The organism is Variovorax sp. 10N432, from assembly GCF_056394465.1.
The window spans coordinates 377,339-403,770 of the sequence record NZ_JBFTHX010000001.1 but is presented as its reverse complement, the minus strand read 5'-3'; the positions used below and the strand labels follow the sequence as shown (position 1 = coordinate 403,770).

Here is a 26,432-nt window from a genome sequence, read left to right as displayed (position 1 = left end):
GAGGACCCACGGTGACCACAGATACGAATCCCATGCGCTTCGGCAGCGGCCAGGCGGTCAGACGGCTCGAGGACGAGAAGCTGCTGGCCGGCGCCGGCCGCTACACCGACGACGTCGCACCGGCGGGCCAGAGCTGGCTTTGCTTCGTGCGTTCGCCCTATCCGCACGCGCGGCTCGTCACGGTCGATACGGCGGCGGCCGGCGGAATGCCCGGCGTGCTCGGCGTCTTCACCGGGGCCGACCTGGACCGGGCCGGCGTCAAGCCGATGCCGGGAGCGCCCTTCAAGCGCGCCGACGGCGCCGACTGCGCGACGCCGCTGCGCCGGGTGCTGGCGCTGGAGCGCGTGCGTTTCGTCGGTGAGCCGGTCGCCGTCGTGGTCGCGGAGACTTTGACCCAGGCGCGCGATGCGGCCGAGGCGGTGATGGTCGACTACGAAGAGCTGCCGATGGTGGTCGACCTGCGGGCTGCGACCGCCGAGGGCGCGCCTCTGATCTGCGACGAGGGCACCGGCAACATCGCGGCCGAGATGCGCCACGGCAGCGCCGAAGCGACCGCGGAGGCCTTCTCCAAGGCCAGCCACGTGGTGGCGCTCGACGTCGTCAACCAGCGCGTGGTTGCGCTGACGATCGAGCCACGCACCGTGCTGGCCGAGTTCGACCCGGCCACCGACCGGATCACGATCCGGATGAGTACGCAGATGCCTTCCGGCGTGCGCGATTCGGTGTGCGACGCTATCGGCCTCGCGAAGGACAAGGTGCGCGTGGTGGTGGGCGACGTGGGCGGCGGCTTCGGCATGAAGACCGGCGCCTATCCCGAGGACATCGCGGTCGCCTACGCCGCCCGCGCGCTGCGGCGCCCGGTGAAGTGGGTTGCTGACCGCAGCGAAGAGTTCCTGACGACCTCGCATGGCCGCGACATCGAGGCCAAGGCCGAGCTGGCGCTCGACGCCCAGGGCAAGATCCTCGGCCTGCGCATCCGCACCCATGCCAACGTCGGCGCCTACGCGACCGGCACCGGGGTCGCGATCCAGCTGCTGATCGGCCCGTGGGTGCAAACCAGCGTCTATGACATCCAGACCATCGACTTCCATTTCAAGGCGGTGCTGACCAACACCGCGCCCACCGGCGCCTACCGCGGGGCCGGTCGGCCCGAGGCGATCTACACGATGGAGCGCCTGATGGACGAGGCGGCGCGCCAGACCGGCATCGACCGGATCGAGCTGCGCCGGCGCAACTTCATCGGCCCGGCGCAGATGCCCTACAAGAATCCGATGCAGCAGGTCTACGACACCGGGGCCTTCGAATCGGTCATGGACCAGGCGCTGGCGCTGGCCGACTGGCAGGGCTTCGATGCCCGGGCGGCCGAATCGAAGCGGCAGGGGCGGATGCGCGGACTGGGCATCGCCACCTTCCTCGAGTGGACCGGCGGCAATGTGTTCGAGGAGCGCGTCACGGTCGCGGTGCGCGCCGACGGCGTGATCGAGGTGTTCTCGGCCGTCAATGCGATGGGGCAGGGCATCGCGACCACCCTGGCGCAGCTGGTGGTCGACGCCTTCGGCGTGCCGATCGAGCAGGTGCACATCGTGCTGGGCGACACCGACCGCGGCGACGGCTTCGGCAGCGCCGGCTCGCGCTCGCTGTTCACGGGCGGCTCGGCGGTCCGGATCGGCGCCGAGCGCACCATCGAGAAGGGCCGCGAACTGGCGGCACAAGAACTCGAGGTGGCGACGGCCGACGTCGAATACGCGGCCGGCGTCTTCAAGGTGGCAGGCACCGACCTGAAGCTCGACCTGTTCACGCTGGCCGGCAAGCAGGCCGAGCAGCAGATCTTCGTCGACTCGACCAGCACGGTGTCGGGGCCGACCTGGCCGAACGGCTGCCACATCACCGAGATCGAGATCGATCCGCCCACGGGCGAGATCAGCGTGCAGACCTATGCCTCGGTCAACGACGTCGGCCGGGTGGTCAACCCGCTGATCGTGCGCGGCCAGCTCGAGGGCGGGGCGGTGCAGGGCATCGGCCAGGCACTGTGCGAGCGGGTGGTCTACGACAGCGAGACCGGCCAGCCGCTGACCGGCAGCCTGATGGACTACGCGGCGCCGCGGGCCGACATCATCGCCACGATGTTCCGCATGGAGATGGACGAATCGACGCCGTGCAAGAACAACCCGCTGGGGGTCAAGGGCGTGGGTGAGCTGGGCACCATCGGCGCCACGCCGGCGGTGGTGAATGCGGTGGCGGATGCGCTGGCGCGCAACGGGCTGGCGGACCGGACGCCGCATCTGGACATGCCGTTGACCCCGGATCGGGTCTGGCGGTTGATGCAGGCGGCCTGAAAAATCTGGTCAATTGGGGACGGAGCAACAAACCGCTTCGCGTTCGTTGGTCTGTCCCGCAAGGTCTCAGAAATCTTCCATCCGCAACCCCACATAGTTCTCCGCCAGCGAGGTCGAGGCGGCATGCGAGTGCACCAGGTAGTCGAGTTCGGCCTCCTGGATCTTCTGGCCGAATTCGCCGGTGTCCGGGAAGCGGTGCATCAGCGAGGTGAACCACCATGAGAAGCGCTCGGCCTTCCAGACCCGGCGCAGGCAGAGGTCGGAGTAGCGGTCCAGGGCCGAGGGCGTCTTCTCGCCGTAGTAGATCTCGAAGGCGCGCGACAGGTAGCCGACGTCGGCCGTGGCCAGGTTCAGGCCCTTGGCCCCGGTCGGCGGCACGATGTGGGCGGCGTCGCCGGCCAGGAACAGGCTGCCGAAGCGCATCGGCTCGGCGACGAAGCTGCGCAGCGGCGCGATGCTCTTCTCGAGCGACGGGCCGGTCACGAGGCGATCGCGGGCCTCGGGGTCGAGGCGCAGGCGCAGCTCGTTCCAGAAGGCCTCGTCGCTCCAGTTCTCGACCTTCTCTTCGGTCGGGACCTGGACGTAGTAGCGGCTGCGGGTGGCGCTGCGCATGCTGCACAGCGCGAAGCCGCGCGCGGTGTTGGCGTAGATCAGTTCGTGCGACACCGGCGGCACGTCGGCCAGCACGCCGAGCCAGCCGAAGGGGTAGATCTTCTCGTAGGTGTGCAGCGAATCGGCCGGCACGCTGGCGCGGCTGACGCCGTGGTAGCCGTCGCAGCCGGCGATGAAGTCGCATTCGACCTCGTGGGTGGCGCCGTCCTTCTGGTAGCGCACCCGGGGCCGGGCGGTGTCGAAGTCGTGCAGGCTGACCGACGCGGCGTTGTAGATCGTGGTCAGGCCGGCGGCCGCGCGCGCTTCCATCAGGTCGCGGGTCACTTCGGTCTGGCCGTACACGGTGACCTGCTTGCCGTCGGTCAGGCCGTGCAGGTCGATGCGGTGCCGGGCGCCCTTGAACAGCAGCTCGATGCCCTCGTGCGGCAGGCCCTCGGCCTTGGCCCGGGCGTCGACGCCGGCGCGGGCCAGCAGGTCCATCGTGATCTGCTCGAGCACGCCGGCGCGGATGCGGCCGAGGACGTAGTCCCCGCTCTGGCGTTCGAGAATGATGTTGTCGATGCCGGCCTTGTGCAGCAGCTGGCCGAGCAAGAGGCCGGCGGGGCCTGCACCGATGATGGCAACCTGTGTTCGCATGCGAGTCTCCTGAAGTTTGTGCGAGCGTAGGGCGTCGCATCCGTTTCAGGGGACCCGGATGGCACGCGCTGTGCGATCATGAAAGCACTTGCGCGATGATCGCGCAATCCCTTCCGACCATGACCATCGCCAAACCGGATTTCATCGAGGGCATCGCCAAGGGCATGGCCGTGCTCGAGAGCTTCGATACCGAGCGCCAGCGGCTCAATGCCACCCTGGCCGCCGAGCGGGCCGGGCTCACGCGCGCCGCGGCCCGGCGCCACCTGCTGACCCTGGCACACCTGGGCTACCTGGAAACCGACGGCAGCTATTTCTGGATGTCGCCCAAGGTGCTGCGCTTCTCGGGCAGCTACCTGGCGTCGTCGCGGCTGCCGCGGGCGCTGCAGCCGACCTTGAACCGGCTCGCGGCCCAGACCCAGGAATCGTTCTCGGCCGTGGTGCTCGACGGCGAGGAGGTGGTGATCGTCGCGCGCAGCGGCAGCTACGCGGCGCCGACCCGGGTGCTGGCCTATGGCCTGCATCTCGGGGCCCGGCTGCCGGCCCACGCGACCTCCACCGGCCGGGTGCTGCTGGCCGCGCTGAGTCCGGCCGAGCTCACCGAATGGCTCAAGGCGCGGCGGCTGTCGCGGCTGACGCCCCAGACCATCACCCAGGCGCGGGAACTGCGCCAGCGCATCGCGCAGACCCGCAAGGACGATTTCTGCTTTGCCAGCGAAGAGCACGAGCTCGGCGTCCAGGCCATGGCGGTGCCGCTGCGCGACATGCAGGGGCGCACGGTGGCGGCGCTCAACGTGGTGCTGTCCGGGGGGCGCTACCAGGAGGACGCGCTGCGCCGCGACCTGCTGCCGCTGCTGTTCGATGCGGCCAGAGAGGTCAGGTCCTTGCTGTGAGTCGCTACCATCGCGTTCGACCCACAGCGGATGACTGAACCATGCGACTGCTGCTGCTCGAAGACGACGTGATGATCGGCGAAGCCGTGCTCGACCTGCTGCGCGCGGAGCAGTACGCGGTCGACTGGGTCAAGGACGGCGACGCCGCCGATACCGCCCTGCGCACGCAGCAGTACGACCTGGTGCTGCTCGACCTCGGCGTGCCGCGCCGCGACGGGCTCGACGTGCTGCGCGCGCTGCGGGCCCGCAAGCAGCGCATGCCGGTGCTGATCGCGACCGCGCGCGACTCGGTCGCGCAGCGCATCGAGGGGCTCGATGCCGGCGCCGACGACTACGTGCTCAAGCCCTACGACCTCGACGAACTGCTGGCCCGCATCCGGGCGCTGCTGCGGCGGGCCTCGGGGCGGGCCGAGCCGGTCTACGAGCACATGGGCGTGAGCGTCAATCCGGCGACCCGGGAGGTCAGCGTGGGCGGCCAGCCGGTCATCTTGTCGGCGCGCGAATGGGCGGTGCTCGAGCCGCTGCTGGCCCGGCCCGGCATGGTGCTGTCGCGGGCCCAGCTCGAGGAGAAGCTCTACAGCTGGAAGGACGAGATCAGCAGCAATGCGGTCGAGGTCTACGTCCACGGGCTGCGCAAGAAGCTGGGCGCCGACCTGATCCGCAATGTGCGGGGGGTGGGGTACATGGTGCCGAAGGAATGAAGAGCGCCGCGCCGGGCCGCCCCAAGCGAGCTCGCGCCCCCTCGGGGGGCAGCGAGGACACGAAGTGCCGAGCGTGGGGGCATCGATGAAGTCGCTCCGGGCTAGGTTGCTGTGGTTCCTGCTGGCGGCCATCGTGCTGGCGGCCGGCACCCAGGCCTTCGTCACCTATCGCGCGGTGCTCGAGGCGGCCGACGACATCTTCGACCAGCACATGCAGCAGATGGCGCTGTCGCTGCGTGCCGGCCTGCCGCCCAGTTCCACGGTCGGCGGCCTGGGCGGCGGCGAGGAGAATTTCGAATTCATCGTCCAGATCTGGACCCTGGACGGCATCCGGATCTTCGATTCGGCCGCCCAGTCGGCGCTGCCGCAGCGCGCGGTGCTGGGCTTTTCCAACGTGAAGGCGCGCAGCACCACCTACCGCGTCTTCTCGCTGGCGACCGGGGCGCTGGTGATCCAGGTGGCGCAGGACATGGCGGCACGCCGCCGCATGGCGGGCACGCTGGCTTTGCGCACCGTCGGGCCGATCGTGCTGGCGGCGCCGCTGCTGATGCTGGTGGTCTGGTGGGTGGTGAGCCGCTCGCTGGCCCCGGTGGCCCGGGTCCGCCGGCAGGTGGCGACCCGGCAGGCCGACGACCTGTCGCCGCTCAACGAAGCCGACCTGCCCGAGGAGGTGCGGCCGCTGGTGCACGAGCTGAACCTGCTGTTCGTTCGGGTGCGCCAGGCCTTCGAGGCCCAGAAGCACTTCGTCGCCGACGCGGCGCACGAACTGCGATCGCCGCTGGCGGCGCTCAAGCTGCAGGTGCAAGGCCTGCAGCGTGCGGCCGACGATGCGACGCGCGAACTCGCGGTGGCCCGGCTGGCCGCCGGCATCGACCGGGCGACCCGGCTGGTCGAGCAGATGCTGGCGCTGGCACGGCACGAGGCCAGCGCGGCGGCGGGCGCGCGGCCGGAAGCCGTCAGCCTGCCCGAGGTCGCGCGGCTGGCGATCTCCGACACCGTGGCCGCGGCCCAGTCGCGCGACATCGACATCGGCATCGCGCGGGCCGACCCGGCGACGGTGCAGGGCCAGCCGGAGGCGCTGCGCACCCTGCTGCGCAACCTGATCGACAACGCGGTCAAGTACACGCCGCCCGGCGGCCGCGTCGACGTCGGGATCGCCGCCGGGGCGGGCGCCGTCGAATTGAGCGTCGACGACAGCGGACCCGGCCTGCCCGAGAGCGAGCGCGAGCGCGTGCTCGACCGCTTCTACCGCGCGGGCCAGCCCCAGGCCCCCGGCAGCGGCCTGGGCCTGTCGATCGTCAAGTCGATCGCCGACCTGCACGGCGCGGCCGTCTCGCTGGAGCCATCGCCTCTCGGCGGCCTGCGCGTTCTGGTTCGCTTCCCCGCAGCCTGACTGCCCCGGCCGGCGCAGCCCGGCCCGTTGGTGAAACACCGCGGAACTGGCTTTGCCAGGCCGCTGGTGTTGCCCCCGGTAGGGGGTGGGCGCCCGGACACGAAGTGCCGGGCAACCTGGGGGCGAGCCAATTTAAGCCGGGCCTAAGCTGGCGGCCCGACATTCCTTTCGTGCTCTCTTCCCATACTCGAAAGGATTTCTGATGAAAACCGGTTTGACCTCGCCTCGCGCGCTCGTGCTTTCGCTGGCAGCCGCCGGCGTGATCGGTGCCGTCGGCACTGGCGCCTACACCAGCGCCCGTGCCGTGGCCGCGCCCCCGGCGCAGGCCGTTGCCGTCGCTGGCACCACCACCGCGCCGACGGTGACCATGCCCGACTTCTCCACCATCACCGCCCGCGACGGCCAGGCGGTGGTCAACATCAGCGTCACCGGCACCACCAAGACGGCCGGCGCCGAAGGCGGCCCGCAGATGGACCCGGACGATCCGATGTACGAGTTCTACCGCCGCTTCGGCGGCGGCCAGGGCCCGCGCGGCCAGCAGCCGCAGCGCGAGACCCCGGTCCGTGGCCAGGGCTCGGGCTTCATCCTGAGCGCCGACGGCATCATCCTGACCAACGCCCACGTCGTGAAGGACGCCAAGGAAGTCACGGTCAAGCTGACCGACCGCCGCGAGTTCAGCGCCAAGGTGCTGGGCTCCGACCCCAAGACCGACGTCGCCGTGATCAAGATCGAGGCCAAGAACCTGCCCGTGCTGGCGGTCGGCAGCACCAAGGACCTGAAGGCCGGCGAATGGGTGCTGGCGATCGGCTCGCCCTTCGGCTTCGAGAACACCGTCACCGCCGGCGTGGTCAGCGCCAAGGGCCGCTCGCTGCCCGACGATGGCTACGTGCCCTTCATCCAGACCGACGTCGCGATCAATCCGGGCAACTCCGGCGGCCCGCTGCTCAACACGCGCGGCGAGGTGGTCGGCATCAACTCCCAGATCTACAGCCGCAGCGGTGGCTACCAGGGCGTCTCGTTCGCGATCCCGATCGAGGTCGCGATGCAGGTCAAGGACCAGATCGTCGCGACCGGCAAGGCCACCCATGCGCGCCTCGGCGTCGCGGTCCAGGAAGTGAACCAGGCCTTTGCCGATTCGTTCAAGCTCGACAAGCCCGAAGGCGCGCTGGTCTCGAACGTCGAGAAGGGCGGCCCGGCCGACCAGGCCGGCCTGCGCTCGGGCGACGTGATCCGCAAGGTCGACGGCGAGCCGATCGTGTCCTCGGGAGACCTGCCGGCCCTGATCGGCCAGAAGAAGCCGGGCAGCAAGATCGCGCTCGAGATCTGGCGCCAGGGTGCGCGCGAGGAAATCTCCGCCAAGCTGGGCGACGCGGCCGAGAAGGGCACCGCGGTGGCGAAGAACGAGGAGGGCGGCGCCAAGCAGGGCAAGCTCGGTCTCGCGCTGCGTCCGCTGCAGCCGCAGGAACAGCGCGAAGCCCAGGTCGACGGTGGCCTGCTGATCGCGGAAGTCGGGGGTCCGGCGGCACTGGCCGGCGTCCAGACGGGCGACGTGCTGCTGGCCATCAACGGCACGCCGGCGAAGAGCATCGAGCAGGTGCGCGAGGTGGTGGCCAAGGCCGACAGGTCGGTGGCGCTGCTGATCCAGCGCGACGGCAACAAGATCTTCGTGCCGGTGCGCCTGGGCTGAGGCGCTGCCCTTTGCGGGCCGGCCGATTGCGACTTAGTGCCGGTCTCGCGGGGGTGATCGTCAAGGCAGCGTGCAAAAGTGCCTTGGCGATCAAATCACCGCCCAGTAACAATCCAGGCTTCACTGATCGAAAGGTTTCCCGGTGGCACTTCGCGATATAGCGCTGACTGTTCTCGAACTGGAACCCAATGAATTCCATTGGGTTCTGATGGAGGCAGTCCAGGCCGAGTCCGAGGATTGCCTGGGATTCAGGCCGATCGACTGCTCGACACAGGGTGTTCCGGACTATTCGGAAGCGCTCATCCAGGGCGCCTCGGCGCTGCGCGTGCTGCAGGGCCTCGCGCCTTTCGGCAAGCCGAAGACGCCGGTCAGCATCGGCGAGAGCACCGCGGCCCCCTTGCCCGACCCGGGCGGGGCGACCACCGCCTATTCGAGCGGACCGGACTCGTGCATGTTCACCACGGACCACTCCATCCTGTAGTCTTGCGCTCAACGGCCCTGGGCATCGAAGTGCAGCGCCGTGACCGCGATCACCTGGGCCGCCCGCGAGCGGATGGTGCCTCGCTGGGACACGCCGCGAAGCACCAACAACGGCGGGGCCGGCGTGCGACAGGGTGCAGGGGGCTGGCGATGGAAGCCGACCGCCGCGAACGGCAGCAGAAATCTGGCGGCGAGCGTGTCGGGATGTTGCATCATCCTGAAGTTACGCGGCCGCCGCTCTTTCGCCCATCTCTCCGAAGGAGGCATGGCACCCCCAAAGCGGCATAGACCGGAAGGGCGGCCACGCCGTTCAGGTATTCACCAAGGAGAGGATCGAACAATGACGAGATTGATCGTGTTGCAGAAGAACGGCTCGGCCAAGCAGGTCAACATGACCCGCACGCCCTTCGTCGTCGGCCGTGCCGACAGCTGCGACCTGGTGCTGGACAACCCGCTCGTGAGCCGCTCCCACGCGGTGTTCGAGGCCGTGGGCGACGCCATGACGATCCGCGATCTGCAGAGCCACAACGGGACCTATGTCAATGGCCAGCGGGTCGAGGGCAGCGCGTTGAGCAATGGCGACGAAATCAAGATTGGCGGCTACCAGATCCGCTTCCTGTCGCAGGGCAGTCCGATCGGCGCCGCGGAGGCGCTTCGCCTCGTGACCGTGCCGGGCCGGCTGGCCGACATCGATCTGCAACGGCTGAACGCGAAGTCCTGATCCGGGCCAGCCTCGAAAGACACACGCCTTTCGGCTGATTCCCGTCGATCCGTTTGCAGCGCAGAGTGTGCGCTCGACGACTCCGGGAGCACAGCATGGACTCTGAGGTCTTGACCCTCGGCGTACTGGCGATCCTGGTGGCGGGCGGCTGGTTGATGGACGTCCTCGGCCACCGGGGGGCATCGCCGCTGCAGCGCCGCATGGTCCAGCAGATCAAGAAATCGGCCGACACGATTCGGGGCGCGCCGCTGCGCTGATCCGATCCGTCATCGGGAGGACGTCGGGCGGTTGTTTTTCCGTGAACAATAGCGCCCATGCTCACCCGCACCCTCGTTGGCCACCTCAAGATTTGCGATGGATCGATTCTCTGGGCCGACGAGGACGCGCACACGCTGCTCGACTATCCGTCGGGCGCGCTCACGGACATGCCCTTCGACGATGTCCTGCCGCCCGCGTCCGCCAACGAGTTGAAGCTCCCGGCGCGCGGCGCGGTGGATGGCCGCCGGGTCGTGTTGCGGGCCCGGCACGGCCACACGATCATGGCCGACCTGCGCGGCGAGCGCATGGACGACCGCTGCGTCCTGTGGAGCTTCACGCCGACGGCCCGCGGCGTGCGCGGCGAGCGGCTCGACCTGCTGTCGCGCCATGACGCGCTGACGCGGCTGCCCAATCGCGTGCCCTCGGCCGAGGAACTGAACCCTGCGCCGGTGCGCAACGGCGACGGCGAGCGCCTGCTGGCGGTCTGCTACCTCGACCTCGACCGTTTCCGCGACATCAACGAGAGCTTCGGTCCGGTGGGCGGGGATGCGGTGCTGCGCGAGGTGGCGCGCCGCCTGAAGGCCGCGGTGCCGAACGATGCCAGCGTCGCCCGGGTCGGCGGCGACGAGTTCGCGCTGCTGCTGTTCGTCAATGACGCGGCGCATTCCGAGGCTCTGCTGGAGCAGATCCTGGCGCGGCTCGCGCATCCGTTCCGGCTGCAGGACCGTTCGACGCGGCTGCGCACCAGCGTCGGCGTTTCGCTGATGCGCCAGGGCGAGCAGCCGACCGAAGTCATGCTGCAGCAAGCGCAGCACGCGGTGTTCTTCGCCAAGCGGGCCGGTGGCAGCCAGGTCCATTTCTTCGACGCCGGCCTGGCCCACGAGGAACAGCAGGAACAGCAGATCCGCGAGCGGATCCAGGCCGGCCTGGCGAACCACGAGTTCCTGCTGGCCTACCAGCCCAAGGTCGACATGCTGTGCGGCCGGGTGATCGGCTTCGAGGCCCTGGTTCGCTGGCAGCATCCCGAGCGGGGGCTGCTGCAGCCATCCGCCTTCGTGCCGATGATCGAGGACCACGAACTGGTGGAGCAGCTCGGCGACTGGGCCATCGGCGAGGCGGTGCGGCAGGCGGCCGACTGGCTGGCCGCGGGGGTCAAGACCTCGGTCAGCGTCAACATCAGTCCGCGCCACCTGCTGCGGCCGGACTTTATCGAGCGGCTCGGCTTTCACCTGGGCCGTTTTCCGCAGCTGCACGCGGGCGTGCTCGAGCTCGAGATCCTCGAGACCACCGCCATCAAGGACTTCGGCGCCGTCGCCGATTTCATCGGTGCCTGCAAGGCGCTCGGCGTGCCGGTGGTCATGGACGACTTCGGCACCGGCTATTCGTCGCTGACCTACCTGCGGCGCCTGCCCGTGACCGCGCTCAAGCTCGACCAGTCCTTCGTGCGCGGCATGCTCGAAGACCCGGAGGACGAGGCGATCATCCGCGGCATCCTGGTGATGGCGCGGGGCTTCGGCCGCAAGACCATCGCCGAGGGGGTCGAGTCGGTGGCGCACGGCAATGCGCTGCTGGCCCTCGGCTGCACGCTCGGGCAGGGCTACGGCATCGCCAAGCCGCTGCCGGCCGCCGAGGTGCCGGCATGGATCACCGGCTTCGAGCAGGCGCCGCCCTGGGGCCGGGCGGCGGGCTGCTGAGCGCCAGCAGGTTCCTAGAGCAGCGGCGTGTAGGGCGAGCTCACCGGCTTGAGCGTGGCGCCGGCCGGGGCGCCGTAGCGTCCGGTGTTGCCGAGCATGTAGCGCAGGTAGGCGCTGACCGTCACCTGGCGGTAGTTCGATGCGTTGTTGAAAGCCATGGCGCCGCCCAGGAAGAGCTGCGGAGCCACCTGGTATTCGACGATGCCTGCCAGGTTGTAGGCCACGCCCGTGTGGCTGTTCGACAGGTAGTAGCCGGTGAAGGGGGCCTTGTTGAGGCCCAGTCCGGTGGCGGTCGCGACGGCGCTCGCGGCGGCGGCCTGGCGCGCCGGGTCGGTCGGGAACCAGGGCGATGCGTCCTCCGTGAACGACTGGATGCCCAGCGAGGCATTGAGCCGCCACGAGAGCCGGTCGTCGCGGCCGGTCCAGTCGACCGGGAAGGCCACGCTCACATAGGACTGCGGGCTGAAGTAGCCGCCCTGGCCGAAGGTGAAGAAGCTCAGGTTCTTGTCGTAGCTCAGCAGGTCGAGGTTCATGCCGGCGGTCAGGGTCGAACCGGGCTTGTTCATCAGGTGCACGTACAGCCCGCCGCCCAGTTCGTAGCGCGAGTTGTCGGCCACGTTGTGGCCGGTGATCGCATGGGCCAAGCCGTAGCCGTAGATGCCGTAGGTGCCGTCGTCGCGGGTGATGTCGAGCCGGGCGCCGGTCGCCACCACGCCGCCCCAGCGGTCGCCGGTGCGGGTGTCCTCGGTGCCGGCGAACGACAGCAGGCTGTCGGTGACGGCGCGGCGCGACAGGTCGCCCTTCATGGACACGGTGTCGGACAGGGCACCGCTGTAGGTGAGGTTGCCGACCGCGTTGGTCTGCTGGAAGCCGAGCGGCGTGGTGCCGATGCTGGCGTTCAGGTTCTTGCCCTCATAGCCGACCGCGAGGCCGACGCCGCTGGCGTGCTGGCCATCCACCGCCGGGACCCTGCCCGCGAGCAGGTCGATCGCCGCCTGCGGCCCGCCGCCGAAGCGGCTCGAGGTGCCGTAGTCCTGCGCCAGCGCGCCGTTGTCGAGCACCGTCGGCGTGGCGCTGAGCACCACCTTGCCGTTGCCGGCCGGGAAGCGGGCCTCGATGGGCACCTGCAGGTCCTGCAGGCGGCTCAGGCCCGGTTCGCCGTCGCGGCTGCGGTAGACGCTGCCGATGTCGAGCGTCGTGCTGCGTTCGGACTGGATGTCCTGCAGTTCGCTCAGCAACGGGTTGGCCGGCGCCGCGCCGGCGCGCGGCGGGGCGTTCCAGCTGCCTTCGGTTGCCAGGCTGCTGCCGGGCACGGGGGGCGGCAGCGGATAGACCGGCTGGCCGGCGGCTTGGGGCAGCGGATAGGCCGGGGCCTGGGCGTACTGGGGCGCGGCCAGTGCCGGGGAAGGCAGCGGCGCAGCGCCGGCGGGCGCGGCCTGCTGGTTGGCCGCGGCATTGCGGCGGCGGAATTCGGCGCTGTTGCGCGGGGCGGTGGACTTCGGCGCGGCCGTGGCGGCGGTCGCCGGTGCAGCCGCGGTGCTGCCGCCGGCGCCCCAGGGCAGGTTGGCGGCCGGCTGGCTCGCCGCCGCCGCATAGACGGGCGGCACGGCCGCAGGCAACGGCGGCAGCGCCGCGATCGGGGCCGCGCCGCCGCGCATGCCGGCAAAGGGCGAGGCCGGGGCGTTGCCGGCGCTGGCCGGATAGCCTGGCGCGGGCAGTCCGACCGGCTGCAGGGTGGCGGCGAACGGGTTGCCGCCGCTGGCGGCGCCGCCGGTCATGCCGGCGAAGGGATTGGCCGGGGCGGCCGGCACGCCACCCTGGCCGGCCGCGCGGCTGTCGGCGGCGACGGCGGCGCGCAGGTATTGCTCGGCCCGCGCGTTGTCGCCCGCATTGCGATAGACGCGGCCGGCCGCCGCCAGCACGCGCGACTGGTCGGGGGCCTGCTTCAGGGCCGCCTGCACGTAGCTCTCGGCCTCGCCGTGGGCGCGCAGCGCGCTGGCGCTGGCGGCGGCGGCGAGCAGGGTGTCGAGGTCGGTCGGACTGCGCTGCAGGATGCGCTGATAGATCGCCAGGGCCTGCTTCTCGTCGCGCGCTGCCGCATAGAGGCGGGCCAGCGCGGCCAGCACCTGCGGGTCTTCGGGCCGCGCGGCCAGCACCGGCGCCAGCGCGTTGTAGGCCGCTTCGAGGTTGCCGGCCTCGCGCAAGGCGTCGGCCTGGCGCAGGCTGAAGGCGATCGTCAGGCGCTCGTAGTCGGCCCGCTGGGCCGTTGTCATGCTGGCCGATTGCAGCTGCCGCAGCACTGCGGAGAGTTCGACATCCTGCTGGGTCTTGAGCAGCACCGAGGCGTAGAGCAGGCGGTCGCCGACGCCCGGATTCGGGCTGCGCGCCAGCAATTGCCGGCTCATCGCCAGGGCCCGTGGCGCGTCGCCGATGTCGGCGTAGGCGATGGCCAGCTGGCCCCAGAGCTCGGGCGGCATGTCGGCGCCGAGCGCCGCTTCGGTCTGCGCCAGCACGCCGCGGGCCGCGGCCACCTGGCCCTGCCGCGCCAGCGCCTGCGCCTGTTGCGCCTGGCTGGCGGCCCACAGGCGGCGCTGCAGCTGGGTCATGTCGCGGGTGCGCGAGGCGGCCGGGATGCGGTCGAGGTACTGCAGGCCGGCCGCCGGGTCGCCGGCATCGGAGGCGAGCAGGGCGCTCGCATAGAGCGCGTCCGGCATGTCGGGCTGCGACATGAGCAGGCCGTCCATGACGCCGCGGGCCTGGGCCATCATCCCCTGGCGACGGTAGATGTTGGCCAGGTCGAGCCGGACCCAGGGGCTGTCGGGGGCGGCCAGCATGGCGTCCTCGAGCGTGCGCTGGGCGCCGGCGTTGTCGCCGGCTTCGATCTGGGCGCGGGCCTTGGCGCGCGCGGCCTCCACCTTGACGTCCTGCAGGCTGCCGATCTGCCGCGCCTGCTCGGGGCTGAGCCGCTGCGACAGGGCCATCGCCTCGTCGCTGCGGCCCTGGCGGGTGTAGGCCGTGATCAGGCCGCGCAGCGCCTGGGTGTCGTTGGGCTTGCTGTCGAGCGCACGCCGATAGCCTTGCTCGGCACCGGCGTAGTCGCCGGCCGCGAGCCGAAGGTCGGCCAGCGCGACCTGTCCGACGGTCTCTCGCGGATCGATCTTCACGGCGCGTTCGAGCAGGCCCTGGGCCGTGCGCGTGTCGCCCTTGGCCCGCGCGGCATTGGCCTGGCCGACCAGGTTCCAGTAGGTGGCGCTTTGCAGCGCCGACGCCCACTTGCCGCCGCCGGCGCTTTTCGCGGCCTGCTCCAGCAGCTGCTGGGCTTCGGCGAAGCGCTCCTGGCGCAGCCGGATCAGGCCCAGGCCACCGAGCGCCTCGGCGTCGCCGGGCTCGACCTTCAGAGCCTGCTGGAAGCGCTGCTCGGCGGTTGCGGTGTCGCCGCGATCCAGTGCCTTGAAGCCTTCGCCGAGCGGCTGGGCGGCCGGCGACGCCGGAGCCGCGGCGCTGCGGGCGGCGCTCAGGCCGTCGAGCCGCGCCTGCACGGCGGGGTCGGGATGAGTGGCCAGGAATTCGGTGTAGAGCGGCGCATCGGCCTGCCGGGCGTCCAGCCAGATCAGCGCCTGGCGCCAGCTGGCCGTGGCCGCCACGCCCACCCCGGGCTGCGTCGAGAGCGCCATCAGGCTGCGGATGCCTTCGCGCCGGGTCGGCTCGCGGTAGGTCTGCAGCTGGGCCAGCGCCAGCTTGTAGCCGAGGTTGTCGGGCTTGTCCTTGACCAGCTGGTCGAGTCCCTTGCGGCCTTCTTCCCAACCCTGTTGGGTGCCGCCTAGCAGTTGGTAGTACTCGACCGCCAGCGGCTCGGGCGGCGGCCGGTTGGCGAAGATCGCGCGGTAGATCTGGATCGCTTCGGCGGTGCGGCCGGCCTTGGAGGCGGCGCGTGCGCGCTGCAGGTCGGTCTGCGGCGTGCCGGACTGCGCGCCCTGGGGCGCACCGCGCGGGTCGTCGGGATGGGCGGCGTGCAGCCGCGTGATCCAGCCGCGGGCCGGTTCGGGCTTGCCGCGCGCGAGTTCAACCTGCGACATGCCGTACATCGCATCGGCCGATTGCGGATCGATGCTCAAGAGCTTGCGCCAGCTCTCCTCGGCCAGCTCGATCCGGCCCATGCTCTGCCAGTAGTTGCCCTGTTCGATCAGGGCCGTCTTGGCGTCGCCCTGGGCCTGCACCGGCGTGCCCGCGTACAGCGCACCCACCAGGCCCAGGCAGGCCATCAGGCGACTCGCGGCGGTGGAGCCCTTCAGGCGAGTTGGGTGGCGGGGCATAGCAGTCTCCAATGGGTTTGCAGCTGGCCGGTGCGGCTGAATGCGAAGCGGCCATCGAGCCAGGCTTGTCCGAAGAGAAGCAGCATGCGCTCGTAGTACGGAAGGGGCTTGGGCGCGGGCTGGGCCGGACTGCCCACCCGGGCGCGAACGCGCGCCAGTTCGGCGTCGAGCTGCGGCGTCAGCGCCTGCGCCTTGAGATAGGGCAGCAGCGCGCCCGAGAAGCCGACCGGGCCGGTGCCGCGCATGACGCCGGTGTCGGTGTCGATGAATTCGGGCATCGGCTTGCCCTGTTCGAGCAGCCGGCGCGGCCCGTAGAGCGACTTCAGCAGTGGCTGGCGGGCCGGATCGGCGGCGTGCAGCATGCCGGCCCAGAGGTAGACGCGGATGGCGTCGTAGCTGCCCACCGCGCCTTTCTCCGGGTCGGCGACGAAGGCCTGCTCCTGGGTCGACCAGGCGCACCAGTCGGGCACGAATCCCTGCGGCGTCACCGCGGCAATCATGCGCACCGTGTTGTCGGCGATCTCGCCCCACGGGCCCTTGCCGTCCAGTTGCTGGAAGCGGCGCAGCAGCTGCAGCGGCAGGTAGCTCGGGTTGAGCCTCCACGCCGGGCCCTTGGCCACCGACTTGGGCCATGGCAGCAGCATGCGGCCGAGCCCCGGCAAGGTCGCGACCTCGTCGCGCGCGGCCATCGCGAGCACCGCGCGGGCCAGGGTCTGGTAGCGCGGCTCGTTCCACAGCCGGCCGGCTTCCAGCAGTGAATAGGCGATCCAGAGGTCGGAGTCGGAGGCCGGGTTGTCGTCGAGCACGCCCCAGCTGTCGTCCGGCTTGTGGCCCCACTGCCACGCCGGCAGGCGCTGCGCGAGGCTGCCGGCCGCCAGGTTCTTCTCGGTCCATTCGAGGATCCGCGCGAAGGCGGCGCGGTCGTTGTGCACCAGCGCGAAGAACAAGCCGTAGGACTGGCCCTCCGAGGTCGAGTGCTGGTTCGGCGTGTCGAAATCGACGATGCGGCCATCGGCCTGCAGGTGGCGGGCAGCGAAGGAGGTCCAGTCGGTCGCCGGCAGGCAGGCGCCGAGAGCCTGCTGCGCCGCGGCCGGCAGGGCGTTGGCGAGCGGCATCAGGGCCAGGCCCGCCAGCCAGCGGCGGCGGCTGATGGTCGTGGCGGGGCAGAAAGGGGCGGGCGAGGGAGGGCGGGTCATGGCCAGGGGGCTTTCGAGGCCGTGTCAGCGCAGCCGACGGCGGGCGCGCAGTTGAAGACTGAGATAGGCCGCCACGGCGCCGATGAAGGCCAGCGCCACCACCGCCGCCGCCAGCAGCAGCGGGCTGCGCGACAGGGTCCACTGCAGCCACATCACCGGCGGCAGCCGGCCGACGTAGTAGGTGCCCCCGGCCAGCAGGCTGCTGACCTGGGTGCCGCGCACGAAGGCGGTGCTGCCCTGGATGTCGCGCACCAGGCTCGGGCTCATCAGCGCGTTCAGCAGCGCCGGCTGCGAGGCCGCGGTGGCGACCACCGCCACCACGCTGCGCTCCTTCTGCAACGGCGACTCGAAGCCGGCCAGCACGGCATCGGTGCCGTCCTCGGCCACGGTCATCCGGGTCGTGGCGGGAAGGTCCTCGCGCTGGCGGGTGCCGGTGATCAGGTCGAGCGTGTCGTCGATCCAGCTGCCCAGGTGGAACTGCTTGGCTTCCGGGGTCCGCTTGAGCGGCATCCGGTCGGCCCATTGGGTGAACAGCGGCTGGCTCTGCAGGCTGCCGAGGACCAGCAGGTCCTTCTGGGCCCACTGCGAGACATTGGCCGCCCGCCCGAGCGTGAGCCTGAGCGCCGGATAACCGGTGGCGTTGCCCAGGTGGCCGAGCAAGGCCAGGTAGGTCTCGACGTCGCTGGTCTCGGGCTGGTCGGGCAGCACGACGACGGTGTCCGCCAGGTCGGCCAGGCGAGAGAACGGAAAGCCGCTGTTGGCGTAGGCCGCGAGTTCGGGCATGGCGATGTAGTGCGGCAGCCGCGAGACGTCGATGGTCGAGGCCGGGTCGATGTTGCCGCGCACGTTGTCGAGCAGCGGCTTGCAGTCGCTTGCCTGCGGCTCGAAGTAGTAGTGCATGCGCAGCTGGCTGCGCGAGCCCACCAGCAGCGGCGACAGGCTGAGGCTCTTGTTCTGCGACACGGTGCCGTCGGGCAGCAGCGGCAGCAGGAACTGGTTCCACCAGTGTTCGCCGGCCGGATTGGCCGCCCGCAGCGGCAGCGAAGCGACGAAGCTCTCGTTCAGGCTCAGGTTGAGGGTCGACTGGTCGGCCCGCACGCGCGGCGTGTAGTTGAAGCGCAGGTCGAGCGGGTAGCCGCGGCTGCGCCAGGTGAACAGGTCGGGCGCCGGCTGCAGGTTGACCTTGACCACGTCGGGCGCATAGCCCGCGACCGAGAAGTCGGCCACCGGCGCCAGTTCGCCGAGCTTCACCGGCCGGTCGTCGGCGAGCCAGCGCGGCGAATCGTAGGGCCGGCGTGGCGGCGGTTCCTGGAAGTTGCTGACCGTCGCAGTGCCGCCGGTGAAGACCCGGCTGTTGACCGCGAGTGCCGCGGCCGCGGTGCGCAGTTCGGCGGGATTGCGGCCCAGCACCAGCAGCAGCTTGTGCGTGGCGTCGCGCGGGTGGTCGACCACGCTGAGGGTCGGACCCTGGATCGGCGGCAGGGGGAGGCCGTCGATGGTGGTCTCGGGCGTCGCGAAGACGACGGCATGGGCGGCCGGGAGTTCGCCGTTGCTGACCGGGAACACCGCGCCGCGGTAGCCGGCCAGACCGCCGAACCAGGACGAGACGATGCCCGCGGCTTCGAGGGTCGGCGTGCCGGCGGCATTGCCGAACACGAAGGGGATGCTGGCGCGGCGGACGTCGCGGCGGTCGAAGAAGGGCTGCGGCAGGGTGCCGAGATCGGCCGCCACCTTGAGCGGCACGACGTTGAGGCGCAGCGTGCTGGAGGCGTCCACCGTGGCCCACAGGCTGCTGTGCACCGGGTCCTCGCATTCGCGCGTGTAGTGGCCGACCAGTTCGATGTTGATGCGGTTGAAGTCGGTGATCAGCCGCCGGTCGATCGGGATCTCGGCGCTCTGGGGCTTGCCGGCTTCGCCCCGGACCACCGGCAGCGTGGTCACCAGCACGTCGTTGACGCTGACCTTGATGTGGGACAGCTCCGGGATCAAGGCCGGCGAATAGGCATAGTTGAGCTTGAGCGCCGCGCTGGTGACCAGCTCGTCGGCCCGGACGCTGAACGGGATGCCGACCGTGCCGCTGATGCCGCGCAGGTTGATCGCGTAGTCGACGCCGAGCTGGGTCAGCGTCAGTTCGCGTGTCGTGCCCGCAGGGGGGGCCGACTGCGCGATCGCGGGCAGGCCGGGCGCCGCGGGGGTGGTCGTCGCGGGCTTGCCCTGCGCCAGCGCCGAGCCGCCGGCCCAGGCCAGCAGGGCCAGGGCGATCGCGCCCGCCTGTTTCCGATGAAGCGCCGATGTCACGTAGGTTCCTTTGCGTTGGCGGGGCGTGGCGCGGCCGGGGCCGGGCGCAATTTGCGGCCGGCGGCGCGCGCGTAGTGGCCGAACATGTCGCGGAAGCCGACCAGGCTGATGCGCGCGATGTGGCCGATCACGCGGTGGGCGGGCACCCGCGGGTGGTTGCCCCAGCGCGCAGCCCAGATGTCGGCGCGGGCGGTGGTGCACTGGACCAGCGCGCGCTCCTGCGCGAAGTCGAGCGCGGTGAACTGCAGGCCCAGGCGCTTGCCGCGGTTGAAGCGCACCGTCGCCGGAAAGCGGTATTCGGTCTCGCCGCGGTAGAGCGCCACCTCCAGCGGCGCCTCCTGCGCGAGCGCGATTTCCGTCGGCAGCTCGAGGCCCAGCCCACCGCTGGAGAAATCGAAGGTGTTGCAGCGCATCGAATGGCCATCCGCGAAATGCAGCGTGGCCGGCACGTTGAGCGTCACGCGGTGGGCGCCGCGCACCTGGCGCGACTCGTTGGCCGCCGCCACGCAGGCGCCCAGGATCATCAGGTTGTAGGCGGTCCAGGCCAGGTTGAGCCAGACGGTCGCGATGTTGTCGGCGTCGACCCAGGTCAGGCGCCAGAGGCCGGCCGCCACGCCGAGGAAGTTGAGCGCCAGCAGGAACAGGCTGGCCTTGGCGATCTCGGTGTCGAAGTACTGCTCCTGGATCAGGCCGCCCTTGGCCGTCACGTTGAAGCTGCCGAGCTTGGGGTTGATCAGCGCCACCAGCGTCGGGCGGAAGATGTACCAGGCCAGCACCGCCTCGTAGACCTCGTTCCAGAACAGGTAGCGGAAGCGCCCCTGGATGCGGCTGTTGGTCAGGTTGGCGTGGAACAGGTGCGGCAGCGCATAGGCGAAGATCATCGGCGCCGAGGCGTGGATCACGCTGGCGCCGAACAGCAGGTAGGCCAGCGGTGCGGTGAGGTAGATGATGCGCGGCAGCCCGTACAGGAAGTGCAGCATCGCGTTGATGTAGCAAAGGCGCTGGGCCCAGCTCAGGCCGCGCCCGAAGAGCGGGTTGTCGACCCGGAAGATCTGCGTCATGCCGCGGGCCCAGCGGATGCGCTGGCCGACGTGGCCGGACAGGCTCTCGGTCGCCAGGCCGGCCGCCTGCGGCAGCGCCAGGTAGGCCGTGTTGTAGCCCCGGCGGTGGATCTTGAGCGCCGTGTGGGCGTCCTCGGTCACGGTCTCGACCGCGATGCCGCCGACCTCCTCGCAGATCGTGCGCCGCAGCACCGCGCAGGAACCGCAGAAGAAGGTCGCGTTCCAGAGGTCGTTGCCGTCCTGGATCAGGCCGTAGAACAGCTCGCCCTCGTTCGGCACGGTGCCGAAGGTGTCGAGGTTCTTCTCGAACGGATCGGCCGAGAAGAAATAGTGCGGCGTCTGCACCATGCCGAGCTTCGGATCGCGGCCGAACCAGCCCATGGCGATCTGCAGGAAGGAGCGCGTCGGCGTGTGGTCGCAGTCGAAGATGGCGATGAATTCGCCGCTGGTGTTCTTGAGCGCCGCGTTGATGTTGCCGGCCTTGGCATGGCGGTTGTTGTCGCGCGTGACGTGATGCACGCCGACGCCCTCGCAGAACACCCGGAACTCCTCGCGCCGGCCGTCGTCGAGCACGTAGATGTTGATCTTGTCCGGTGGCCAGTCGATCGACTGGGCCGCCAGCACGGTCGGCCGGACCACCGACAGCGGCTCGTTGTAGGTCGGGATGAAGACGTCGACCGTCGGCCAGTCGCGCGGGTCGTCCGGCAGCGGATGCGGCTTGCGCTCCAGCGGCCAGGCGGTCTGGATGTAGCCCAGCAACAGCACCACGAAGGCATAGATCTCGGCCATCAGGAGCCCGCTGCCCAGCACCAGGTCGAGCAGGTTGTCCATGTACATGGTCTCGGTGATGCGCCAGTACATGTAGCGCGACGAGACGATGACCGACAGGAAGATCATCACGAGCGTCGGGATCCGGCCCGGGAAGCGGTTCAGCACCAGCGCGGCGATGAAGATCGCGACCGACAGCGTGAGCTGCTGGTGCAAGGTCAGCGGCGTGATGACGATCATCGGCAGCACGACCAGCGTGATGGCCCAGGCGACGATGCGGGGCAGCCGATGGCTCGGGGGAGGCGGCGCGGCGGGGGTGGTCATGGTCGGCGGATCTCTGCGGGGTGCGCCGGCGGCGCGAGACGTCGGAGGACCTGGCGCGCGCACTGGACGAAGTCGTCCGCGGCCTGGCTGAAGGGTGCGTAGCGGCCCACGTCGGTGGCGCTGGCCAGCGCCTCGCACACGGCCTGGTCCTGGTGGACCACGCCGAGCAGCCGGTCGCCGAGTTCGTGGCGAAGCGCCTGCAGCACGTCGCGATTGAGGCGCTTGCCGGCGTCGACCTGGTTGACGAGGCAGACGCTGGCGATGAAGTCGGGGCGGCCACGGCAGTATTTGTCGACCATGCGGTCGACCAGCGGCAGCGTGGCGAAGGAACCGGCGTCGGGCAGCACGGTCACCACGCCGAGCTGGGCGACGCGCAGCGCCTGCTGCAGGTAGACCGACGGCCCCGGCGGCGTATCGAGCAGCACCACGGTTTCGGGCGGAAGCTGGAAGCGCGCCAGCGTCTCCGCGAGCCAGCCCGGATGGTCGGCCAGCTGGCGTTCGAGGTCGATCTGGTGCTCGTCGTCGATCGCGCCGAACGGCAGCAGCACCACGCCGCCACGGCCCGGCTGCATCGCCTGGGCCCAGTTCGCGCGCCCGGCCAGCACGCCGGCCAGGCCGCACTCGCAGGCCGTGCGATCGAGGGCCAGGTGGAAGCGCAGTGCGTTCTGGGGATCGAGGTCGATGGCGAGGACGGCTTGGCCCGCGTCCGCCAGTGAGGTGCCGAGGTTGGCCGCCACCGTCGTCTTGCCGACGCCGCCCTTGGCACCGATGACCGCGACCACGGGCATCGTCAGGAGGGCTTGCGCCATCGGGACATGAGCCCGTGGCCGCCTTCGGGGGCAGGTTGGGGCTGGCCGGCCAGCCGAGCGAAGAGGAGGTCGAGCTCGCGGGGCGTGCCGGCCGGCGGCGCTGCCACTGCGCTGGGCGCCGGGGCCAATGGCGTCGGCACCGGTGCGGGTGCTGATGTCGCAGGCTCCGGGACGACGGTAGGAGATACGGGCGTCGCGATGGCCGCTGCCGGCGCCGCGGGCGACCCCGGGATCAACGTCCACGCGCCCTGGGGCTGGCCGACCTCGGGTGCCGGCTCGAATTCCTTGTAGCCCTTGGCGTCGCCGCCGAACTTGCGGAACAGCCCGGCCACGTCCTCGGCTTCACGATCGTCGTTGCTCATCGCTGGAACCTGCCCAGCCGCAGCATGACCTGCGGCGATCCGTCCGTTGGCGCGGCTTCGGCCTGCACCCGCAGCGCCGGGGGTGTGCCCTGCGCCGCGAACCAGGTCTGGTAGGCGCCCTCGAAGAAGCCGCTCGCCCAGTCTTCGGTGTCGGGCCCGAAGGCCATCGCCAGCGGGCTGCAGGCGTGCACGATGTGCAGGTGGTCGGCCTGTTCTTGCAGTGTGGCGAAGCCCCAGTCGATCGCCTCCCAGCGGGCGTTGAAACCGTCGCGCAGCTGCTCGACGGTGTCGCAGCGCTCGACCGGGAGCGCCAGCGCGATGCGCTCGCCGATCCGGCGGAACAGCTGGCGGATGTCTTCAGGCGGCAGGCCGGCGCTCAGTTCGGCGGCGAACGCCCGGTTGAATTCCATCCATTGGGCGGAGCATGTACGGCGTTCGTAGTAGCTGAGAAGGGCGTCTTTATCTGTCATGGGCAGCGGCTTCGATTGTCACGGCGCTGCAGCGGATTGACAACAAAGCGGTGCCCGGCTGTCGTGTGGATGCGATTCAGGGGTCAGTGGCCGACGACGCGGTTGCGTCCACCGCATTTGGCTTGGTACAGGCGGGCGTCGGCGGCCGCGATGAGCAGGTCCGGCGAAGCGTCGGGCGGCGCGACCATGGTGGCGCTGCCGATGCTGACAGTGACCGAGGTGGGCTCCGGCGCCTTGTGGGGCAGGGTCGTGCGCTCGACCTCCCGCCGCAGCGTCTCGGCGATGGCGCCGGCCTGCGCGGCCGTGACGCCCGGCAGCACCATGGCGAATTCCTCGCCACCGAAGCGAGCGGGCAGGCAGGCCGGGTCCGGCTGGGCCTTGCGGATCGCCTCGGCCACGCACTTCAGGGCGTCGTCGCCCGCCAGGTGGCCGAAGCGGTCGTTGTAGTTCTTGAAATAGTCGACGTCGATCATTAACAGCGACAGCGGCGAACCCTGGCTTTGCGAAGTGGCCCACGCGCGTGCCAGGTGGTCGTTGAACGAGCGCCGGTTCGGCAGTCCCGTGAGACCGTCGGAGTTGGTCAGCCGCTGCAGTTCAAGGTTGCTGAGCAGCAGCTTCTGCTGGCTCAGGCGCAGGGCCCGGTAGGCGTTGTCGCGCTCGACCAGGGCCATGTAGGCGCGCGAGTGGTAGCGGATCCGGGCGATCAACTCGATCGGCTCCGGCAGCTTGACCACGTAGTCGTTGGCGCCGATGGCGAAGGCCGATCGCTTCATCTCCGGCTCGTCGTTGGAGGACAGCACGATGATCGGGATGTCGCGGGTCTCGGGCATCGAGCGGTAGGCCAGCACCAGATCGAGGCCGTTGGCCTCGGGCATGACCAGGTCCTGGAGGATCACGGTGGGGCGCACCTCGCGCGCCCGGGCCACGGCCTCGGTGGCCTGAGTGCAGACCTGGACCTCGATCGCGGGGTCGACCGCGAGCATCTTGCGCACCATCATCGCGATCACCGGCTGGTCGTCGACCAGAAGCACGGTGACCGTATCCTGCGCGCCATCGTCCGGATCTTCGGCGCGCGTATTCCCGGGCATACTCATCGGACGATGAACGCCAGGGCGAGCCGGGCGCCGGTGGGCTTGATGGTGATCGTCGGATGTGCCATGGAGACCTGGAACAGTTTCAGCAAGACGCGGGGTCGCCCGCAAGGCGGCCCGCGTCCATTATCAGGGCTCGCCCCGAAGTCCCGACAAAGGCCCCGTGGATGGCAGCAGACGAGATGACACAACCCGACGCGCAGGAAGCGCTGGCGCGCCTCGAAGCCTCGCAGCAGCGCCAGCTCGAGCTGGTCCGGCGCGTGGTGGCGCTCACGGCCGAGCGCGACAAGCTCGCGGCCCGCGTGCGCGAGCAGGACCAGGAGCTCGACGCCTCGCACAAGGTGCTGGTGGCCGCCAAGCGCCACCTGATGGTGGCCGAGGCGGCCCGGGTGGCGCAGTGGGAGTGGGACCTGGCGGGCGGCCGGGTGCTGCTCGGACGCCGCTGGGACCGGATGATCGGCGAAGAGGTCGAGGACCGCCGCTGGGAGTTGAGCGCCCTGGAGGCCCGGGTCCACCCGGACGACCTGCCGCTGGTCCGCCAGGCCCTCAAGGATGCGCTGAGCGGCAAGGCCGACCGCTACATCGCCGAGCACCGGGTCTCGACCGCCAACGGCTGGATCTGGATCGAGAGCGTCGGCATGGTCACCGAGCGCGATGCCGCGGGCGCGCCCTTGCGCCTGACCGGCTTCAACACCGACATCACGGCGCGGCGCACGATGCATGCCGAGATCGAGCAGGCCCGGGCCCAGGCCGAGGCCAGCAACCGGGCCAAGAGCGAGTTTCTCGCCAACATGAGCCACGAGGTTCGCACGCCGCTCAATGCCGTGATGGGGCTGACCCGGCTGCTGCACCAGTCGCCGCTGAACGATGAACAGCGCCAGCACCTGGAACTGATCGACAACTCCGCCACCTCGCTGCTGGCACTGCTCAACGACGTGCTCGACCTGTCGAAGATCGAGGCCGGCAAGCTGGTGTTCGAGCAGGTGCGCTTCGACGTCGGCCGCTGGGTGCGCGAGGCGGTGGCGCTGCACCGCCCGGCGGCGGCCAAGAAAGGCCTGAAGGTCGAGCTCGAGATCGCCGAGGACGTGCCGTGGAAGGTGGCGGGGGACCCGGGGCGGCTGCGCCAGGTGATCTCCAACCTGGTGTCGAACGCGGTGAAGTTCACCGACTTCGGCCGCATCTCGGTGACCGCGCGGCTGGCGCCCAACCAGAGCGAACTGCGGCGCGACCAGCTGCGCCTGCTGTTCACGGTGCGCGACACCGGCATCGGGGTCGCGCAAGACAAGCAGGCGCACATCTTCGAAGCCTTCACGCAGGCCGATGCATCGATCACGCGGCGCTACGGCGGCACCGGGCTCGGGCTGGCCATCTGCGCGCGGCTGGTGTCGATGATGGGCGGGTCGCTGAACCTGCTGAGCCGGCCGGGCGAGGGCAGCACCTTCCGCTTCACGGCGGTGTTCGAGCAGGCGGCCGACGAGATGAGCGTGCTGACCGAACCGGCCCCGCTCGAGGCCATGAGCCTGCAGGGCCTGCACGTGCTGGTGGCCGAAGACCATGCGGTCAACGAACTGCTGATGCGCAAGCTGCTGACGCAGATGGGCTGCACCTTCCACGTGGCGCGCAACGGCGAGGAGGCGGTGCGCTGCTGGCGGGAGCGCCGCTTCGACCTGGTGCTGATGGATGTCCAGATGCCGGTGCTGAGCGGCCTCGACGCCGTGGCGCAGATCCGCGCCGTGGAAGCCGCCGAGCCGCGGCGCGGGCACACGCCTGTCGTGGCGCTGACCGCGCATGCGATGGCCGGGGACCGCGAACGCTGCCTGGCCGCCGGCATGGATTCCTATGTATCGAAACCGGTGTCGCCGGCGCTGCTGGCCCAGGCGATCCAGGAGGCTCGCGCGGCGCGCCGCGAACCGGGGGACGAGTGGGAGCCCGGGCAGCTGGGCATCGAGGACCTCTTCAAGCCCGAGGCCGAGTTGGCGCCGGCGGTCGACATGCGGCAACTGGTGCGCACGCTGGGCGGCGATCTGGTGGTGGTGCGCGAGATCGCGGTCGCGATGCGCAGCGACATGGCGGTGCGGCGCGAGGCGATCGCCGCGGCGCTCAGGGACGGCAACGCCACCGCCGGCCAGGAGCAGGTGCACGCGCTCAAGGGGGCGCTGGCCAGCATCGGCGCGCACCAGGCGGCACGGCAGGCCAAGAACGTCGAGAACGCGTGGCGCCAGGGCGACTGGGACACCGTGCGCGCCGCGGCCGAACTGCTGGAGCGCGAGGTGGAGCGGGTCGACGCGGCGCTCGAGGAAGTGGTCGACGGTTGAGCATTTGAGCGCGACGG

The 26,432-nt window shown here is 70.5% G+C and carries 20 protein-coding genes; 10 read left to right on the top strand and 10 right to left on the bottom strand.

Going from position 1 to position 26,432, the window contains the following annotated elements; genetic code table 11:
• Window positions 1–11 precede the first annotated feature (11 nt).
• Window positions 12–2,336 (top strand): xanthine dehydrogenase family protein molybdopterin-binding subunit, encoded by a 2,325-nt coding sequence (locus AC1DF3_RS01960; RefSeq protein WP_286532022.1) that lies wholly within the window; start codon window positions 12–14, stop codon window positions 2,334–2,336.
• Between the two features lie 66 nt (window positions 2,337–2,402).
• Here AC1DF3_RS01960 and pobA read toward each other — a convergent pair whose 3' ends face one another.
• On the bottom strand, window positions 2,403–3,584 hold the full coding sequence (gene pobA / locus AC1DF3_RS01955) for a 4-hydroxybenzoate 3-monooxygenase (protein WP_478138693.1): 1,182 nt from the start codon (window positions 3,582–3,584) through the stop codon (window positions 2,403–2,405).
• A gap of 119 nt (window positions 3,585–3,703) precedes the next feature.
• On the opposite strand from pobA, the gene AC1DF3_RS01950 reads away from it, so the two are divergent.
• The 5 genes from AC1DF3_RS01950 to AC1DF3_RS01930 all read left to right on the top strand — a co-directional run bounded on the left by AC1DF3_RS01950 (window position 3,704) and on the right by AC1DF3_RS01930 (window position 8,736).
• Window positions 3,704–4,474, top strand: a complete 771-nt coding sequence (locus AC1DF3_RS01950) for an IclR family transcriptional regulator domain-containing protein (RefSeq protein WP_286532020.1) — start codon at window positions 3,704–3,706, stop codon at window positions 4,472–4,474.
• A gap of 41 nt (window positions 4,475–4,515) precedes the next feature.
• Window positions 4,516–5,175: a response regulator gene (locus AC1DF3_RS01945; protein WP_301812720.1), complete on the top strand. Its 660-nt coding sequence runs from the start codon at window positions 4,516–4,518 to the stop codon at window positions 5,173–5,175.
• A gap of 85 nt (window positions 5,176–5,260) precedes the next feature.
• Window positions 5,261–6,568, top strand: a complete 1,308-nt coding sequence (locus AC1DF3_RS01940; protein WP_286532018.1) for an ATP-binding protein — start codon at window positions 5,261–5,263, stop codon at window positions 6,566–6,568.
• Window positions 6,569–6,770: 202 nt separating this feature from the next.
• Entirely contained in the window at window positions 6,771–8,255 is a 1,485-nt protein-coding gene (locus AC1DF3_RS01935) for a Do family serine endopeptidase (protein WP_478138692.1), read from the top strand.
• Between the two features lie 208 nt (window positions 8,256–8,463).
• Window positions 8,464–8,736, top strand: a complete 273-nt coding sequence (locus tag AC1DF3_RS01930) for a hypothetical protein (protein WP_286532016.1) — start codon at window positions 8,464–8,466, stop codon at window positions 8,734–8,736.
• A gap of 8 nt (window positions 8,737–8,744) precedes the next feature.
• On the opposite strand, the gene AC1DF3_RS01925 is transcribed toward AC1DF3_RS01930, so the two are convergent.
• On the bottom strand, window positions 8,745–8,951 hold the full coding sequence (locus AC1DF3_RS01925; RefSeq protein ID WP_478138691.1) for a hypothetical protein: 207 nt from the start codon (window positions 8,949–8,951) through the stop codon (window positions 8,745–8,747).
• Between the two features lie 124 nt (window positions 8,952–9,075).
• Here AC1DF3_RS01925 and AC1DF3_RS01920 point away from each other — a divergent pair, with 124 nt between their 5' ends.
• The 3 genes from AC1DF3_RS01920 (at window position 9,076) to AC1DF3_RS01910 (ending at window position 11,408) form a co-directional block, all read left to right on the top strand.
• Complete coding sequence (locus AC1DF3_RS01920; RefSeq protein WP_286532014.1) at window positions 9,076–9,456, top strand: FHA domain-containing protein; 381 nt, start codon at window positions 9,076–9,078, stop codon at window positions 9,454–9,456.
• Between the two features lie 95 nt (window positions 9,457–9,551).
• Complete coding sequence (locus AC1DF3_RS01915; RefSeq protein WP_286532013.1) at window positions 9,552–9,713, top strand: hypothetical protein; 162 nt, start codon at window positions 9,552–9,554, stop codon at window positions 9,711–9,713.
• A 57-nt stretch (window positions 9,714–9,770) separates the two neighbouring features.
• Window positions 9,771–11,408 carry a putative bifunctional diguanylate cyclase/phosphodiesterase gene (locus AC1DF3_RS01910; RefSeq protein WP_478138690.1) on the top strand — a complete coding sequence of 546 codons (1,638 nt, stop codon included), beginning with the start codon at window positions 9,771–9,773 and terminating at the stop codon, window positions 11,406–11,408.
• Window positions 11,409–11,422: 14 nt separating this feature from the next.
• On the opposite strand, the gene AC1DF3_RS01905 is transcribed toward AC1DF3_RS01910, so the two are convergent.
• The 8 genes from AC1DF3_RS01905 to AC1DF3_RS01870 all read right to left on the bottom strand — a co-directional run bounded on the left by AC1DF3_RS01905 (window position 11,423) and on the right by AC1DF3_RS01870 (window position 24,097).
• The gene (locus tag AC1DF3_RS01905) at window positions 11,423–15,721 is read right to left on the bottom strand and encodes a cellulose biosynthesis protein BcsC (RefSeq protein ID WP_478138689.1); all 4,299 of its coding nucleotides are present in this window, start codon (window positions 15,719–15,721) and stop codon (window positions 11,423–11,425) included.
• Complete coding sequence (bcsZ, locus tag AC1DF3_RS01900; protein ID WP_478138688.1) at window positions 15,697–16,917, bottom strand: cellulose synthase complex periplasmic endoglucanase BcsZ; 1,221 nt, start codon at window positions 16,915–16,917, stop codon at window positions 15,697–15,699. Before bcsZ ends, AC1DF3_RS01905 begins: the two co-directional genes overlap by 25 nt.
• 24 nt (window positions 16,918–16,941) lie before the next feature.
• Window positions 16,942–19,215, bottom strand: coding sequence for a cellulose biosynthesis cyclic di-GMP-binding regulatory protein BcsB (gene bcsB, locus AC1DF3_RS01895; protein WP_478138687.1), 2,274 nt, complete (start codon window positions 19,213–19,215; stop codon window positions 16,942–16,944).
• Window positions 19,212–21,368, bottom strand: a complete 2,157-nt coding sequence (gene bcsA / locus AC1DF3_RS01890; protein ID WP_286532008.1) for a UDP-forming cellulose synthase catalytic subunit — start codon at window positions 21,366–21,368, stop codon at window positions 19,212–19,214. The genes bcsB and bcsA overlap by 4 nt, the downstream gene beginning before the upstream one ends.
• Entirely contained in the window at window positions 21,365–22,177 is an 813-nt protein-coding gene (gene bcsQ / locus AC1DF3_RS01885) for a cellulose biosynthesis protein BcsQ (protein WP_478138686.1), read from the bottom strand. Before bcsQ ends, bcsA begins: the two co-directional genes overlap by 4 nt.
• Window positions 22,159–22,539 carry a hypothetical protein gene (locus AC1DF3_RS01880; protein WP_478138685.1) on the bottom strand — a complete coding sequence of 127 codons (381 nt, stop codon included), beginning with the start codon at window positions 22,537–22,539 and terminating at the stop codon, window positions 22,159–22,161. The genes bcsQ and AC1DF3_RS01880 overlap by 19 nt, the downstream gene beginning before the upstream one ends.
• The gene (gene bcsD / locus AC1DF3_RS01875; protein WP_478138684.1) at window positions 22,536–23,009 is read right to left on the bottom strand and encodes a cellulose biosynthesis protein BcsD; all 474 of its coding nucleotides are present in this window, start codon (window positions 23,007–23,009) and stop codon (window positions 22,536–22,538) included. Before bcsD ends, AC1DF3_RS01880 begins: the two co-directional genes overlap by 4 nt.
• A gap of 83 nt (window positions 23,010–23,092) precedes the next feature.
• Window positions 23,093–24,097 (bottom strand): diguanylate cyclase domain-containing protein, encoded by a 1,005-nt coding sequence (locus tag AC1DF3_RS01870; protein ID WP_286532174.1) that lies wholly within the window; start codon window positions 24,095–24,097, stop codon window positions 23,093–23,095.
• Window positions 24,098–24,282: 185 nt separating this feature from the next.
• Here AC1DF3_RS01870 and AC1DF3_RS01865 point away from each other — a divergent pair, with 185 nt between their 5' ends.
• Window positions 24,283–26,415 carry an ATP-binding protein gene (locus AC1DF3_RS01865; protein WP_478138683.1) on the top strand — a complete coding sequence of 711 codons (2,133 nt, stop codon included), beginning with the start codon at window positions 24,283–24,285 and terminating at the stop codon, window positions 26,413–26,415.
• Window positions 26,416–26,432 lie beyond the last annotated feature (17 nt).

What these genes read in the sequence shown, in the direction of transcription:
- pobA (WP_478138693.1), bottom strand. Translation starts at nt 3,584, where the DNA reads ATGCGAACACAGGTTGCCATCATCGGTGCAGGCCCCGCCGGCCTCTTG.
- AC1DF3_RS01950 (WP_286532020.1), top strand. Translation starts at nt 3,704, where the DNA reads ATGACCATCGCCAAACCGGATTTCATCGAGGGCATCGCCAAGGGCATG.
- AC1DF3_RS01945 (WP_301812720.1), top strand. Translation starts at nt 4,516, where the DNA reads ATGCGACTGCTGCTGCTCGAAGACGACGTGATGATCGGCGAAGCCGTG.
- AC1DF3_RS01940 (WP_286532018.1), top strand. Translation starts at nt 5,261, where the DNA reads ATGAAGTCGCTCCGGGCTAGGTTGCTGTGGTTCCTGCTGGCGGCCATC.
- AC1DF3_RS01935 (WP_478138692.1), top strand. Translation starts at nt 6,771, where the DNA reads ATGAAAACCGGTTTGACCTCGCCTCGCGCGCTCGTGCTTTCGCTGGCA.
- AC1DF3_RS01930 (WP_286532016.1), top strand. Translation starts at nt 8,464, where the DNA reads ATGGAGGCAGTCCAGGCCGAGTCCGAGGATTGCCTGGGATTCAGGCCG.
- AC1DF3_RS01925 (WP_478138691.1), bottom strand. Translation starts at nt 8,951, where the DNA reads ATGATGCAACATCCCGACACGCTCGCCGCCAGATTTCTGCTGCCGTTC.
- AC1DF3_RS01920 (WP_286532014.1), top strand. Translation starts at nt 9,076, where the DNA reads ATGACGAGATTGATCGTGTTGCAGAAGAACGGCTCGGCCAAGCAGGTC.
- AC1DF3_RS01915 (WP_286532013.1), top strand. Translation starts at nt 9,552, where the DNA reads ATGGACTCTGAGGTCTTGACCCTCGGCGTACTGGCGATCCTGGTGGCG.
- AC1DF3_RS01910 (WP_478138690.1), top strand. Translation starts at nt 9,771, where the DNA reads ATGCTCACCCGCACCCTCGTTGGCCACCTCAAGATTTGCGATGGATCG.
- AC1DF3_RS01905 (WP_478138689.1), bottom strand. Translation starts at nt 15,721, where the DNA reads ATGCCCCGCCACCCAACTCGCCTGAAGGGCTCCACCGCCGCGAGTCGC.
- bcsZ (WP_478138688.1), bottom strand. Translation starts at nt 16,917, where the DNA reads ATGACCCGCCCTCCCTCGCCCGCCCCTTTCTGCCCCGCCACGACCATC.
- bcsA (WP_286532008.1), bottom strand. Translation starts at nt 21,368, where the DNA reads ATGACCACCCCCGCCGCGCCGCCTCCCCCGAGCCATCGGCTGCCCCGC.
- bcsQ (WP_478138686.1), bottom strand. Translation starts at nt 22,177, where the DNA reads ATGGCGCAAGCCCTCCTGACGATGCCCGTGGTCGCGGTCATCGGTGCC.
- AC1DF3_RS01880 (WP_478138685.1), bottom strand. Translation starts at nt 22,539, where the DNA reads ATGAGCAACGACGATCGTGAAGCCGAGGACGTGGCCGGGCTGTTCCGC.
- bcsD (WP_478138684.1), bottom strand. Translation starts at nt 23,009, where the DNA reads ATGACAGATAAAGACGCCCTTCTCAGCTACTACGAACGCCGTACATGC.
- AC1DF3_RS01870 (WP_286532174.1), bottom strand. Translation starts at nt 24,097, where the DNA reads ATGCCCGGGAATACGCGCGCCGAAGATCCGGACGATGGCGCGCAGGAT.
- AC1DF3_RS01865 (WP_478138683.1), top strand. Translation starts at nt 24,283, where the DNA reads ATGACACAACCCGACGCGCAGGAAGCGCTGGCGCGCCTCGAAGCCTCG.